The following is an 11,823-nucleotide window of genomic DNA, read 5'->3' on the forward strand; positions in this document are numbered from 1 at the left end:
ATCCTCCTGATGGCGCAACCATGCTGGCATGTCCGCGCGGGGCGGGAAAGGGGTCAGGCGCCGCCGTTCACACGCGGGGCGCCATCTGCCGCCAGGCAAAGGCCAGAACGAAGACCGCGGTCAGGATCACGATGATCGTGGGGGCGGGCGCGCTGTCCAGCCAGAAGCTGGCCCAGATGCCTGCCAGCGCGCTGGCCACCGCGATGGCGGTCGCCAGCGCCATCATCACCGCCAGCCGGCGGGTCAGCAGGAAGGCGATGGCGCCGGGCGCGATCAGCAGGCCCACGGCCAGGATGATCCCCACCGCCGACAGCATCGCCACGACCGACGCGGCGATCATCGCCAGCATCCCGTAGTGCAGCCAGCCTACCTGCAGGCCCGACACCCGCGCCTGCACCGGATCGAAGGCCAGCAGCGCGAAATCCCGCCATTTGAGCAGCAGCGCCAGCGTCACCACGGCGGCGATGGGCAGGGCTTGGGCAAAATCGCCCGGCCCGATGCCGAGAATGTTGCCGAACAGGAGATGGTCCAGATGCACCCCGGGCGGAAAGACCGTGAACAGGATCAGGCCGACGGCGAACATGCCTGCCATGACCACGCCAAGCGCGGTGTCGGACTTGATGCGGCTGTTGGCGTCCAGCCAGCCCGAGGACAGCGCGCAGACCATGCCCGCCGCGAAGGCTCCGACCAGCAGCGGCAGGCCCAGGGCATAGGCCAGCACGATGCCCGGCAGGACCGCGTGGCTGATCCCGTCGCCCATCAGCGCCCAGCCCTTGAGGACCAGAAAGCAGGACAGCAGCGCCGCCGGGATGGCCACGATCACCGCGATCAGCGCCGCGTCCGCCATGACGGGAAAGGTGAAGGGCAGGATCAGCGCATTCATGGCTGCGTCCGCACGGCATCGCGGGCGCGGCGGCGCGTGGCGCGCAGCCCGTGGGTGGGGGCGAAGGTGAAGGCTGCCAGGAAGATCAGCGTCTGCAGCGTCACGATGATGCCGCCCGTGGCCCCGTCCAGGAAGAAGCTGGCATAGGCGCCGATGGCCGAGGTCGTCGTGCCGATCACGACCGAGATCACGATCAGCCGCGGAAAGCGGTCGGTCAGCAGATAGGCCGTGGCCCCCGGCGTCACCACCAGGGCGATGACCAGGAAGGCGCCGACGGTCTGCATCGCCGCCACCGTCGAGGCGGCCAGCAGGGTGAAGAACAGCGCCTTCATGCGGTTCGGGTGCAGGCCGATGGTGCGGGCATGCGTTTCGTCGAAGAAGACCACCATCAGGTCGCGCCATTTCATCAGCAGGATCGCCAGCGAGACGCCCGAGATCAGCACCAGCTGGATCACGTCGCCCGGCGCGATGGCCAGGATGTTGCCCATGGTGATCGCCTGCAGGTCCACCGCGACCGGGTTCAGTGACACCATGAACAGCCCGATGCCGAAGAAGCCTGTGAAGATCAGGCCGATGATCGCGTCCTGTTTGAGCCCCGTGCGGGTGTTCAGGAACAGCATGGTCAGCGCCGCAAGTCCACCCGACAGGAACGCCCCAAGCGCGAAGGGCAGGCCCAGCATGTAGGCCCCCGCCACGCCCGGCACGATGGAATGGGACAGCGCGTCGCCGATCAGGCTCCACCCCTTGAGCATCAGGTAGGCCGACAGGAACGCACAGACGCCCCCGACCAGGGCGGAGACCCAGATCGCGGTCGCCATGTAGCCATAGGTAAAGGGCGTCAGGGCCAGATCGATCATCGGGCGTCGCGCGCGGGGGTTTTGCACCCCCGCACCCCCGCAGGGTATTGGGGCAAAGGAGAAATGCTCATGCGCCGCCCCCCGTCCGGTGACGGTCGTCGTAGAAGATCAGCGGGCGTTCGTCGTCGGTGAAGACGTCCACGTTGCGCGCGTCCGCGTCGGCATGCAGGTCGGTGCCGCCCAGCATGAAATGGCGCAGCGTGCCACCAAAGGCCTGGCGCAGGTTGGTGGGTGTGAAGGTCGTCTCGGTCGGGCCGAAGGCCAGCACCGTGCCTTTGACCAGCACAACGCGGTCGCAATATTCAGGGACCGAGCCCAGATCATGGGTCGAGACCAGCATCACCCGGCCTTCGTCGCGCATCTGGCGCAGAAGCGTGATGATCGTCTGTTCGGTCTGCACGTCGACGCCGGTGAAGGGTTCGTCCAGCAGGATCACCCGCGCCTCCTGCGCCAGCGCGCGGGCCAGGAAGACGCGCTTTCTCTGGCCACCGGACAGTTCGCCGATCTGGCGGGTGGCGTAATCGGTCAGTCCGACGCGGGCCAGCGCATCGGTCACCGCCTGTCGGTCTGCAGGGCGGGCGCGGCGCAGGAAGCCCATATGGCCGTAGCGGCCCATCATCACCACGTCGCGCACCAGCACGGGGAAGGTCCAGTCGACCTCCTCCGCCTGTGGGACATAGGCGACCAGGTTGCGCGACAGGGCCTGGCGCACGGTCAGGCCCAGGATGCGCACCTGACCCGTGGCATGGGGCAGCAGGTCCATCAGCGCCTTGAACAGCGTCGATTTTCCCGCGCCGTTCACGCCGACCAGCGCGGTGACCGAGCCCTGTGGCACGGTGAAGCTGGCTTGCGCCAGGGCGCGGTGGCCGTTGCGATAGGCAACCGTCAGGTCGCCGACCTCGATGCCCAGGGGGTCGCGCTGGGTCTGAGGGTCAGCCATCGGCCAGCGCGTCCACGATGGTCTGCGACGTGACCCGCAGCAGGTCCAGATAGGTGGGCACCGGCCCGTCCGTGTCCGACAGGCTGTCCACATAGAGGACGCCGCCATAGTCCGCCCCGGTTTCCGCTGCGATGCTGCGCGCCGGACGGTCCGAGATGGTGCTTTCCGAGAAGATCACCGGCGCGCCGGTGTCACGCATGGCGTCGATCAGGCCACGGACCTGCTGGGGCGTGCCCTGGCCTTCGGCGTTGATGGGCCAGAGATACATCTCGGTCAGGCCGAAATCGCGGGCCAGATAGCTGAAGGCGCCTTCGGAGGTGACCAGATAGCGACGATCCTTGGGCAGGGCCCGGGCGGCGTCGCGCAGCGGGCCCACGACATCGGCGATCTGCTGCTTGTAGTCGTCCGCATTCGCGGCATAGGCGGCGGCATTGTCGGGGTCGGCCTGGGCCATCGCGGCGGCGATGTTGTCGACATAGATCCGCGCCGAATCCAGCGCCATCCACGCATGGGGGTTGGGCTTGCCTTCGTAATCGCCGCTGCGGATCGGCAGGGGGTCGATGCCCTGCGTCACCGTGACGATGGGCACGTCGCCCGCACGGTCCAGGTATTGCTGCGCCCATCCGTCCAGATTCAGCCCGTTGACCAGGATCAGATCCGCATCGGCGATGCCGATGATGTCGCGCGGGCTGGGTTGATAGTCGTGGATCTCCGCCCCCGGCGGGGTGATGGATCGCACCTCGGCCAAGTGGCCGCCCACGTTGCGGGCCATGTCGGCGATGATGGTGAAGCTGGTGGCGACCTGCAGCTGGTCGGCGGTCGCATGGGTCGGGATCAGGAACAGGAATGGCGTCAGGAATCGATACATCGCATCCTCCAATGCCCCTGTTATCTGCGAACGGTTCGCAACTGTCAACAGTTGAGAACCAGTTGCAACTGGACCCCGGCTGCGGCAGAATGCGCGGATGACCAGACGACGAGCGGACAGGTTGGAGCAGGCGTTGCGGGATGCGGGGGTCCGCGTCACGCGCCAGCGCGCGGCGCTGCTGCAGGTGATCGCCGCGGCCGACGACCACCCCGACGCGGCCGAGCTGCATGCCCGCGCGGTCACCGCCGGGGCGGGGGTGTCGCTGGCCACGGTCTATCGCACGCTGACGACGCTGCAGGCGCAGGGCGTGATCGAGAAGCTGGAATTCCAGGGAGAGCCCGCCCGCTGGGAGGCCGCCGACCAGCGCCACCACGACCACATGATCGACGTGGACAGCGGCGAGGTCATGGAGTTCACTAACGAACGGATCGAGCGCCTTCAGGCCGAGATCGCCGCCGAGATGGGATATGACATCATCCATCACCGGCTGGAGCTGTATGTGCGACGGCGCTGATGCAGGTGTTCGACAAGATCATCAGCGACCGGGGGTCGCGCTATGCGGTGTCGGGCGGGCCTGCCGCCGACCGGGCGGCGGTGGCCGCGATGCTGGCCGAACTGACGCGGGTCAAGCGGTTCCAAAAGGCCACCCATCACAGCTGGGCCGCCATCCTGGGCGGAGAGGGCGTCAAGGATGATGATGGGGAAAGCGGCGCAGGGCAGCTGATCCTGCAGATGCTGGACCGCGCCGGCCTGCAGGATCATGTGGTCATCGTCACGCGCTGGTACGGCGGCAAGCATCTGGGCGGGGACCGGTTCCGGCATGTCGCCGATGCGGTGCGCCATTACCTGCGGGAGATGGGGGCGGGCTGACCCGGCGACGGGTCACCCCCTCGGTCAGGGCCGGAACATCACCTTGCCGGTGCGGCCCGGCGTCAGGGCGGCGGTGACGGCCTGGGTCGGTTCGTCCAGTCCGAAGGTGCCGCCCGCGGTCAGGTCCAGCTTGCCGTCCATGACCAGCCCGATCAGTTCGCCGAACATGCGCTGGCGATCCTCTGCCGGGGTGGCGGGCATCACCTTGGCACCCCAGAAGCCCTTGACGGACAGGTGCTTGAAGATGATCGGCCCAGCAGGCAGCTGCAGGTCCTCTCCGGTGGTCGAACCGAAGGTGACCAGCAGCCCCTCGGTGCCCAGCAGGTCGACCAGCCCGGCCGCGACCGCGCCGCCCACGGAATCGACCGCCGCGCGGGCGCCGTCCTTGCCGATGATCGCGCGGGCCTTGGCCACCCAGTCCGGGTCGCTGGTCGAGATGACGTCGGTCATGCCCATCGCGGTCAGTTCCTCGACCGCTTCGGGGCGGCGGACCAGGTTCAGCAGGCGCACGCCGCGCGACTGCGCCAACACGGCCATGATCTTGCCCACCGCGCCGTTGGCGGCGGTCTGGATCACCCAGTCACCGCGCGATACGTGCAGGAATTCCAGCAGCGTGATGGCGCTGAAGGGCATGGCGATCAGCTGGGCCGCGGCCGCGTCTGGCATCTCGTCGGGGACAGGGATTGCGCCGGCGGCCTGGGCCACGGCGTATTCGGCCCAGGACCCCTTGAGGCCCGCGACGGCGACGCGGCGGCCCTTCAGGGCGGGGTCGACGCCCGGGCCGGTCTCCTCGACGATGCCCACGGCCTCGCTGCCGGCGGTGGCGGGCAGGTCGGGACGCACGCCGTAATTGCCGCGGATGGTCCACAGGTCGTGATTGTGGATGGGCGACAGAAGCACGCGGACCAGCAGCTCGCCATCCTGCGGGGCGGGACGGTCGGTGTCGGTCGACTGCAGCACGTCGGCGGGTTCGCCGAAGCGGTCATGGGTGACGCTGCGCATAAGATATCCTTTCGGTCCTGTTCGTTGCAGCTGACCTAGGCATTGCCCCCCGCCGTTGCCAGTGCCGGCGCGCAGGCGGCGACAGGATGACTCCGCGTCAAGCGGCCCGTTCGGCGGGAACCTCGCGGGCCAGCGCCCGCGCCTCGGCCCGGTCCAGGGCGGCCAGGATCTGGTCGATCGTGGCCCCCCGCGCCCGCTGCCGCTGCCAGATGCGCAGGCAGGATACGGGCGACCAGGGCAGTGCGGCGCGGCTCAGCCAGGCGCGCAGCGGCGGAGGCAGCGCGTCGAAGGCCGCCATGGGGTCGCGCGTGCGCCGCCGCTGGCGCTGCGCGGTCCGGCCCAGATTGGCACAGCGGCGCATCAGCACGAGGCGGCCTCCTCCACCGGATCGACCACCACCAGCAGCCGCGTCTGGCCGGGGATGGCGGGCGGCGACCGGTGCAGGATGCCCGTCGGCTGGACCCCCCAGGTCCGGCCGCGGAACAGGGCGGCGGTGCCCGTGGGCATCTGCTGGATGCGGTCGACCTGGGCCGGACCACTGACGGGACCGAACTGCGTGCCCGCCCCGCGCAGCGTGCAAAGCAGCCGTGCGCGCACTGCATCCAGATGCCATTTCGGACAGGACTGGCCGTCCGTGACCTCGACCCGCAGGGTGACCATCAACGCGCCCAGGGAACGCGCCGCGTGCTGCGCCAGCGCGGCGATCTGGTCGATCAGCGCCCTGCGGTGATCGCAATCCGCCAGCGCGGCCGCGTCGCAGGCATGGCGCAGGGCCGTCGCGGCGTCCTGCGGGCGCAGGGTCTGGCGCAGACGCGGCAACCGGTCCGGCGGCAACGCGTCCAGCCAGGCCTGCCATGCAGGATCGGTGGTCCGCTGCCACAGCGCGATCGCGACGCCGGGCAGCGCGATCGTCCCCAGCACGCGCGGATCGTGGCCGCTGTTCATCGCCGTCGCGGGGGCGGGGGTCGGGCGCAGGGCGACGCGCTGGTTCATGCCGCGACCTCCGCCGCGCGGCGCCAGGCGGGGAAGGGGTCGGGCAGGGCGGTCCAGCCGGCCGGGTTGTCGCCCCATTCCTCGCCCAGAAGGCAGGCGTTCAGGCGGGCGCGGATGCGATCCTCGTCCATGCCGGTGCCGATGAAGACCAGCTCCTGCCGCCGGTCGCCGAAGGGGTCGGACCAATGCGCGTCCAGATAGGCGCGCCCCTCGGGGTGGGTCGGCCAGCGGTCGCGCGGGACCGAGGCCCACCACTGCCCCAGGGGCCGGACCGAGGACAGCGCCCCCGCCAGCGAGAACTCGGCCACCCAGTCGGGCCGCGTGGCGACCCAGAAATGCCCCTTGGCGCGGATCACGCCGGGCAGGGGGCCGTTCAGCAGCTCGTGGATCTTGCGCGGCTCGAACGGCTGGCGGGCGCGATAGACGAAGCGGGCGACGCCGTATTCCTCGGTCTCGGGGGTGTGGTCGGCATGGCCGTACAGCTCCTTGGCCCACATCGGATGGGTATGGGCGCGGTCGAAATCAAACAGGCCGGTGTTCAGTATGTCGCGGGGCGCGACGCGGCTGTGATCCGTCTCGATGATGCGCGCGTCGGCGTTCAGCGCGCGGATGATCTTGCGCGCGGCGTCCACGCGGGCGGGTCCGGCATCGCTGCATTTGTTCAGCACGATCACGTCGGCGAATTCCATCTGGTCGGTCAGCAGATCGACCAGCGTGCGCGCATCGGCGTCGCCCATCACCTCTCCGCGGTCGGACAGGAAATCGTGGCTGGAGAAGTCGGCCGTCAGGTTCACCGCATCGACCACCGTCACCATCGTGTCCAGCCGCGCCACGTCGGACAGGCTGGCGCCGCTGTCATCCGCGAACTCGAAGGTGGTGGCGACGGGCAGCGGCTCGCTGATCCCGGTCGATTCGATCAGCAGATAGTCGAACCGCCCCGCCTGGGCCAGGCGGCGCACCTCCAGCAGCAGGTCCTCGCGCAGCGTGCAGCAGATGCAGCCGTTCGACATCTCGACCAGGGTCTCCTGGGTCTGCGACATGCCGCCCTCGGCGCGGACCAGGTCGGCGTCGATGTTCACCTCGGACATGTCGTTGACGATGACGGCGACGCGCAGCCCGTCGCGATTGTTCAGGACGGCGTTCAGCAGGGTCGTCTTGCCGGCGCCCAGAAAGCCGGACAGGACGGTGACGGGCAGGCGGGGATCGTGGGTCATGGCAGGTCCTCGGTGCTGTGGCTGGTCAGGTTAGTTATAGTATAACATTACTGATGACAATCCTGCAGCCTGCCTTGCCCGCCCCATTGACGACCCGCCCCCGATGGGCCATGCCGCGCGGATGCTGCACATCGATGACATCTCCTATTCCATCCAGGGCCGCCCGCTGTTCGCCGGCGCCTCGGCATCCGTGCCCGAAGGGCACAAGGTCGGCCTTGTGGGTCCGAACGGCGCGGGCAAGACGACGCTGTTCAAGCTGATCCGTGGCGAACTGGGCCTGGACGGCGGCGCCATCAGCCTGCCGACGCGCGCCCGCATCGGCGGCGTGGCCCAGGAATCGGCCGCGACCGCGCTGTCCGTGCTGGAGACCGTCCTGGAGGCAGACCAGGAACGCACCGCCCTGATGGCGGAATCGCTGACCGCGACGGACGCGCATCGCATCGCGGACATCCAGACCCGCCTCACCGACATCGACGCCTGGTCGGCCGAGGCCCGCGCCGCGACGATCCTGGACGGGCTGGGCTTCGACACCGCAGACCAGCAGCGCCCGACCAGCGACTTCAGCGGCGGCTGGCGGATGCGCGTGGCGCTGGCGGGGGTGCTGTTCGCGCAGCCCGACCTGCTGCTTCTGGACGAACCGACCAACTATCTGGACCTGGAAGGCGCGCTGTGGCTGGAGACCTACCTGGCCCGCTATCCGCACACGGTCATCATCATCAGCCACGACCGCGGGCTGTTGAACCGCGCCGTCGGCCATATCCTGCATGTCGAGGACAAGAAGCTGACGCTGTATACCGGCGGCTATGACAGCTTTACCCGCATCCGCGCCGAAAAGCGCGCATTGCAGGCCGCCGAGGCCAAGAAGCAGACCGAACGCCGCGCGCATCTGCAAAGCTTCGTCGACCGCTTTGGTGCCAAGGCCAGCAAGGCCCGCCAGGCCCAGGCCCGCGTCAAGGCGCTGGCCAAGATGGAGCCGATCACCGCGCCCGAAGAGGCCAAGTTCTTCCGCTTCAGCTTTCCTCAGCCCGAGGAGCTGTCGCCCCCCATCGTCGCGATGGAGGGGGTCAATGTCGGCTATGGCGACCGCACCGTGCTGTCGCGCCTGGGGCTGCGCATCGATCAGGACGACCGCATCGCGCTGCTGGGCCGCAACGGCCAGGGCAAGTCGACGCTGTCCAAGCTGCTGGCCGGGCGCCTGACGCCGATGGCTGGCAAGGTGGTGCAGTCGAACAAGCTGCGCGTCGGCTATTTCGCCCAGCACCAGGTCGACGAGCTGTCGCTGGACGACACGCCGCTTGACCACATCCGCGCCGTGCGCCCGAACGAGGCGCAGGCGCGCCAGCGCGCCCGCTTGGCCGGTTTCGGCCTGATGGAGGCGCAGGTCGAGACAAAGGTCCGCGCCCTGTCCGGCGGCCAGAAGGCGCGCCTGTCGTTGCTGCTGGCCACGATCGACGCGCCGCATCTGCTGATCCTGGACGAACCGACCAACCACCTGGACATCGAAAGCCGCGAGGCCCTGTCCGAGGCGCTGAACGATTACACCGGCGCGGTCGTGCTGGTCAGTCACGACATGCACCTGCTGGGACTGGTCGCGGACCGGCTGTGGCTGGTCAAGGACGGCGCTGTCGCCCCCTACGAGGGCGATCTGGATGATTACCGCAAGTTCCTGCTGTCGGGCGACGCGCCCGCCGAGAAGTCCGGCGAGAAGACCCCCGAGGCGCCAAAGCCCGCCGCCCCGAAAAAGCCGAACCGCGATGCGGTGCTGGCCCTGCGGTCGGACGTGCGCAAGTCCGAGGAGCGGGTCCAGAAGCTGACCGAGATGATGGGCAAGCTGGACGTCAAGCTGGCTGATCCGGGCCTCTATAACGATCCCTACGAGGCCGAGAAATGGGGCAAGAAGCGGGCCGAGGCCGTGCGCGCCCTGGCCTTTGCCGAGGAGCTGTGGATGGCCGCGCTGGAAAAGCTGGACGCGGCCGAAAAGGGCTGACGGCGGGGTGATCATCGCGCTGTTGCGAAAATGCGGCGCATGGCCCAGGATGAGACGCGGACAGGTTGTGCGTTGCGGGGTACGGCCATAGATACCCGGAAAGCCCTTTTTGCGCGGAATCGCCCCCATGAAATATGCCTTGGCCCTTGCCGTCCTGTTCGCCGTTCCCGCCCATGCGCAGGATTTCGGGGCAACCGGGGGGCGCACGTTCTCGGTCGATCTGGGCGTCGGTGCGGCGCTGCGCCCGGCCTATCCCGGTGCCGAGGATGCCGAGGTCGCGCCGTGGATCATCTGGCGCGACGCGGGCTTCGGTCCGGTCGGTACGGCCCCTGCGCAGGGATTCTCGATCGCGCCGTCCTTTGGCACCGTGGGCAAGCGTGAAAGCAGCGACGACGCGGCCCTGACGGGGCTGGACGACATCGACCGCGCCTATGAGCTGGGCCTGCGGGTCAGCTATGGCGCGGGGCCGGTGACGGCCTATGGCAGCGTGCGCCGCGGGTTCGAGGGCCATGAGGGCATCACCGGAGAGGTCGGCGCGAAGTACCGCACCGAGCTGAGCGACCGCGTGACCCTGTGGTCCGGGGCCGAGGTCGTCTATGGCAATGACGAATTCAACAACACCTATTTCGGCGTGACGCCCGCCGAAAGCGTGACCAGCGGCCTGCCCGCCAGCGCCCCCGGCGGCGGTCTGAACGAGGCCGCGATCACCTTCGAGGCGCGCTATGCCATCAACGACACCACCGCCGTCTTGGGCGAGGTGCGTTACGGCAAGCTGATCGGCGACGCCGGCGATTCGCCGGTCGTCCAGGAAGAATACCAGCCCTCGCTGCGCCTTGGCGTGACGCGTCGGTTCTCCTTCGGCTTCTGATCGCCGCAGGGTCAGGGGATCGGGGTCACGCGTGGCGCGGCCCCTTTTTCTTGGCCAAATGTTTTAAGCCTGAAATAATTTCTTGACAGGTCGCGCCCGCCTGTTGCGTTCTGGTGCCAAGGCATCCGAACCGGGCCGCGACCAACGCGGTCCCCGCCAACAGGGAAAGACCGCACCATGACCCAGACCCGTTCGCTGATCGCGGCGCTTGCCGCAACGACCGCCCTGGCCGCCCCGGCCATGGCGCAGGACGACACGCTGACCGTGGGCGTGCTGCTGACCCTGTCCGGCCCCGGCGCCGTGCTGGGAGAGATGGCGCGCGACGGCTTCCTGCTGGCCGCCGAGGAGATCGGCGATCTGGGCGGCATCCCCACCGAGATCATCGTGGTCGACGACGAACAAAAACCCGACGTCGCCGCCAACAAGGCCCGCGAACTGGTCGAGCGGAACGGCGCGGACATCGTGGTCGGGCCGATCTTCTCCAACGTCGCGGGCGCCATCGTGCAGCCGGTGACGCAGGGGGGCGGCATCCTGATCAGCCCGAATGCCGGCCCGTCGAACCTGGCCGGGGCGGAATGCAACAAGGCCTTCTTCGCGACGTCCTATCAGAACGACCAGATGCACGAGGTGATGGGCGCCCATGCACAGGCGCAGGGGTTCCAGAACGTCTTCCTGCTGGCCCCGAACTATCAGGCCGGGCAGGACGCGCTGGCGGGCTTCAAGAAAAGCTATACCGGCGGCGTCGCGGGCGAAATCTTCACCCAGATGGGTCAGCTGGACTATTCCGCCGAACTGGCCCAGATCGCCGCGATGCAGCCCGATGCGGTCTTTGCCTTCATGCCGGGCGGCATGGGTGTGAACCTCGTGCGCCAGTATCGCCAGGCGGGGCTGGAGGGCATCCCGTTCCTGTCGGCCTTCACCGTGGACGAGGCGACGCTGCCCGCGCAGGCCGAGGCGGCCCTGGGCTTCTTTGCCGGGTCGAACTGGGCGCCCGATCTGGACACGCCCGAAAACGCCGCCTTCGTGGCGGCCTATGAGGCGAAATACGGCCATGTGCCCGGCGTCTATGCGATGCAGGGCTATGACGCGGCCCGCCTGATCGACGGCGCGCTGCGCGAGGCGGGCGGCACCGACCGCGACGCGCTGATCGCGGCGCTGGAGGGGGCGCCCTTCACCTCGGTCCGCGGCGATTTCAGCTTTGGTCCCAACCACTTCCCGATCCAGGACTTCTACCTGACCACGGTCGTGCAGCGCGAGGACGGCAAGTTCGCCACCTCGGTCGTCGAGAAGATCTTCGACGACTATCAGGACAACTATGCCGCCAACTGCCAGGTGAACTGA

13 protein-coding genes are annotated in these 11,823 nt (G+C 68.7%); 5 read left to right on the forward strand and 8 right to left on the reverse strand.

The features are described 5' to 3' along the window. Positions 1-67: 67 nt before the first annotated feature. The 4 genes from EOJ32_RS06025 to EOJ32_RS06040 all read right to left on the reverse strand — a co-directional run bounded on the left by EOJ32_RS06025 (position 68) and on the right by EOJ32_RS06040 (position 3,548). Complete coding sequence (locus EOJ32_RS06025; RefSeq protein ID WP_127897992.1) at positions 68-883, reverse strand: metal ABC transporter permease; 816 nt, start codon at positions 881-883, stop codon at positions 68-70. After that, positions 880-1,740 (reverse strand): metal ABC transporter permease, encoded by an 861-nt coding sequence (locus EOJ32_RS06030; RefSeq protein WP_127897993.1) that lies wholly within the window; start codon positions 1,738-1,740, stop codon positions 880-882. Before EOJ32_RS06030 ends, EOJ32_RS06025 begins: the two co-directional genes overlap by 4 nt. 67 nt (positions 1,741-1,807) lie before the next feature. Beyond that, positions 1,808-2,680 (reverse strand): manganese/iron ABC transporter ATP-binding protein, encoded by an 873-nt coding sequence (locus tag EOJ32_RS06035; protein WP_127897994.1) that lies wholly within the window; start codon positions 2,678-2,680, stop codon positions 1,808-1,810. Beyond that, complete coding sequence (locus EOJ32_RS06040; protein WP_127897995.1) at positions 2,673-3,548, reverse strand: metal ABC transporter solute-binding protein, Zn/Mn family; 876 nt, start codon at positions 3,546-3,548, stop codon at positions 2,673-2,675. The genes EOJ32_RS06035 and EOJ32_RS06040 overlap by 8 nt, the downstream gene beginning before the upstream one ends. 97 nt (positions 3,549-3,645) lie before the next feature. On the opposite strand from EOJ32_RS06040, the gene EOJ32_RS06045 reads away from it, so the two are divergent. Continuing rightward, entirely contained in the window at positions 3,646-4,062 is a 417-nt protein-coding gene (locus tag EOJ32_RS06045) for a Fur family transcriptional regulator (RefSeq protein ID WP_127897996.1), read from the forward strand. After that, complete coding sequence (locus tag EOJ32_RS06050; protein WP_127897997.1) at positions 4,062-4,418, forward strand: YigZ family protein; 357 nt, start codon at positions 4,062-4,064, stop codon at positions 4,416-4,418. Before EOJ32_RS06045 ends, EOJ32_RS06050 begins: the two co-directional genes overlap by 1 nt. Positions 4,419-4,442: 24 nt before the next feature. On the opposite strand, the gene EOJ32_RS06055 is transcribed toward EOJ32_RS06050, so the two are convergent. From EOJ32_RS06055 to EOJ32_RS06070, 4 genes are all read right to left on the reverse strand, one after another. After that, positions 4,443-5,420, reverse strand: coding sequence for a zinc-binding dehydrogenase (locus tag EOJ32_RS06055; protein ID WP_045981522.1), 978 nt, complete (start codon positions 5,418-5,420; stop codon positions 4,443-4,445). A gap of 97 nt (positions 5,421-5,517) precedes the next feature. Further along, entirely contained in the window at positions 5,518-5,781 is a 264-nt protein-coding gene (locus EOJ32_RS06060; protein ID WP_205963205.1) for a DUF6525 family protein, read from the reverse strand. After that, the gene (locus tag EOJ32_RS06065) at positions 5,781-6,413 is read right to left on the reverse strand and encodes a DUF1826 domain-containing protein (RefSeq protein ID WP_164871399.1); all 633 of its coding nucleotides are present in this window, start codon (positions 6,411-6,413) and stop codon (positions 5,781-5,783) included. Before EOJ32_RS06065 ends, EOJ32_RS06060 begins: the two co-directional genes overlap by 1 nt. Then, positions 6,410-7,627, reverse strand: a complete 1,218-nt coding sequence (locus tag EOJ32_RS06070; protein ID WP_127898000.1) for a GTP-binding protein — start codon at positions 7,625-7,627, stop codon at positions 6,410-6,412. Before EOJ32_RS06070 ends, EOJ32_RS06065 begins: the two co-directional genes overlap by 4 nt. Before the next feature lie 121 nt (positions 7,628-7,748). Between EOJ32_RS06070 and EOJ32_RS06075 the strand changes: the two genes are divergently transcribed. The 3 genes from EOJ32_RS06075 (at position 7,749) to EOJ32_RS06085 (ending at position 11,823) form a co-directional block, all read left to right on the forward strand. After that, positions 7,749-9,614, forward strand: a complete 1,866-nt coding sequence (locus EOJ32_RS06075; RefSeq protein WP_127898001.1) for an ABC-F family ATP-binding cassette domain-containing protein — start codon at positions 7,749-7,751, stop codon at positions 9,612-9,614. A gap of 127 nt (positions 9,615-9,741) precedes the next feature. Further along, on the forward strand, positions 9,742-10,482 hold the full coding sequence (locus tag EOJ32_RS06080; protein ID WP_127898002.1) for a MipA/OmpV family protein: 741 nt from the start codon (positions 9,742-9,744) through the stop codon (positions 10,480-10,482). A 177-nt stretch (positions 10,483-10,659) separates the two neighbouring features. Next, the gene (locus EOJ32_RS06085; RefSeq protein ID WP_127898003.1) at positions 10,660-11,823 is read left to right on the forward strand and encodes an ABC transporter substrate-binding protein; all 1,164 of its coding nucleotides are present in this window, start codon (positions 10,660-10,662) and stop codon (positions 11,821-11,823) included.

This window comes from Paracoccus sp. Arc7-R13 (genome assembly GCF_004010775.1).
Taxonomy (GTDB): domain Bacteria; phylum Pseudomonadota; class Alphaproteobacteria; order Rhodobacterales; family Rhodobacteraceae; genus Paracoccus; species Paracoccus marcusii.

Bases quoted from the DNA above. Each gene is read 5' to 3' on its own strand.
- EOJ32_RS06025 (WP_127897992.1), bottom strand. From the start codon at position 883: ATGAATGCGCTGATCCTGCCCTTCACCTTTCCCGTCATGGCGGACGCG.
- EOJ32_RS06030 (WP_127897993.1), bottom strand. From the start codon at position 1,740: ATGATCGATCTGGCCCTGACGCCCTTTACCTATGGCTACATGGCGACC.
- EOJ32_RS06035 (WP_127897994.1), bottom strand. From the start codon at position 2,680: ATGGCTGACCCTCAGACCCAGCGCGACCCCCTGGGCATCGAGGTCGGC.
- EOJ32_RS06040 (WP_127897995.1), bottom strand. From the start codon at position 3,548: ATGTATCGATTCCTGACGCCATTCCTGTTCCTGATCCCGACCCATGCG.
- EOJ32_RS06045 (WP_127897996.1), top strand. From the start codon at position 3,646: ATGACCAGACGACGAGCGGACAGGTTGGAGCAGGCGTTGCGGGATGCG.
- EOJ32_RS06050 (WP_127897997.1), top strand. From the start codon at position 4,062: ATGCAGGTGTTCGACAAGATCATCAGCGACCGGGGGTCGCGCTATGCG.
- EOJ32_RS06055 (WP_045981522.1), bottom strand. From the start codon at position 5,420: ATGCGCAGCGTCACCCATGACCGCTTCGGCGAACCCGCCGACGTGCTG.
- EOJ32_RS06060 (WP_205963205.1), bottom strand. From the start codon at position 5,781: ATGCGCCGCTGTGCCAATCTGGGCCGGACCGCGCAGCGCCAGCGGCGG.
- EOJ32_RS06065 (WP_164871399.1), bottom strand. From the start codon at position 6,413: ATGAACCAGCGCGTCGCCCTGCGCCCGACCCCCGCCCCCGCGACGGCG.
- EOJ32_RS06070 (WP_127898000.1), bottom strand. From the start codon at position 7,627: ATGACCCACGATCCCCGCCTGCCCGTCACCGTCCTGTCCGGCTTTCTG.
- EOJ32_RS06075 (WP_127898001.1), top strand. From the start codon at position 7,749: ATGCTGCACATCGATGACATCTCCTATTCCATCCAGGGCCGCCCGCTG.
- EOJ32_RS06080 (WP_127898002.1), top strand. From the start codon at position 9,742: ATGAAATATGCCTTGGCCCTTGCCGTCCTGTTCGCCGTTCCCGCCCAT.
- EOJ32_RS06085 (WP_127898003.1), top strand. From the start codon at position 10,660: ATGACCCAGACCCGTTCGCTGATCGCGGCGCTTGCCGCAACGACCGCC.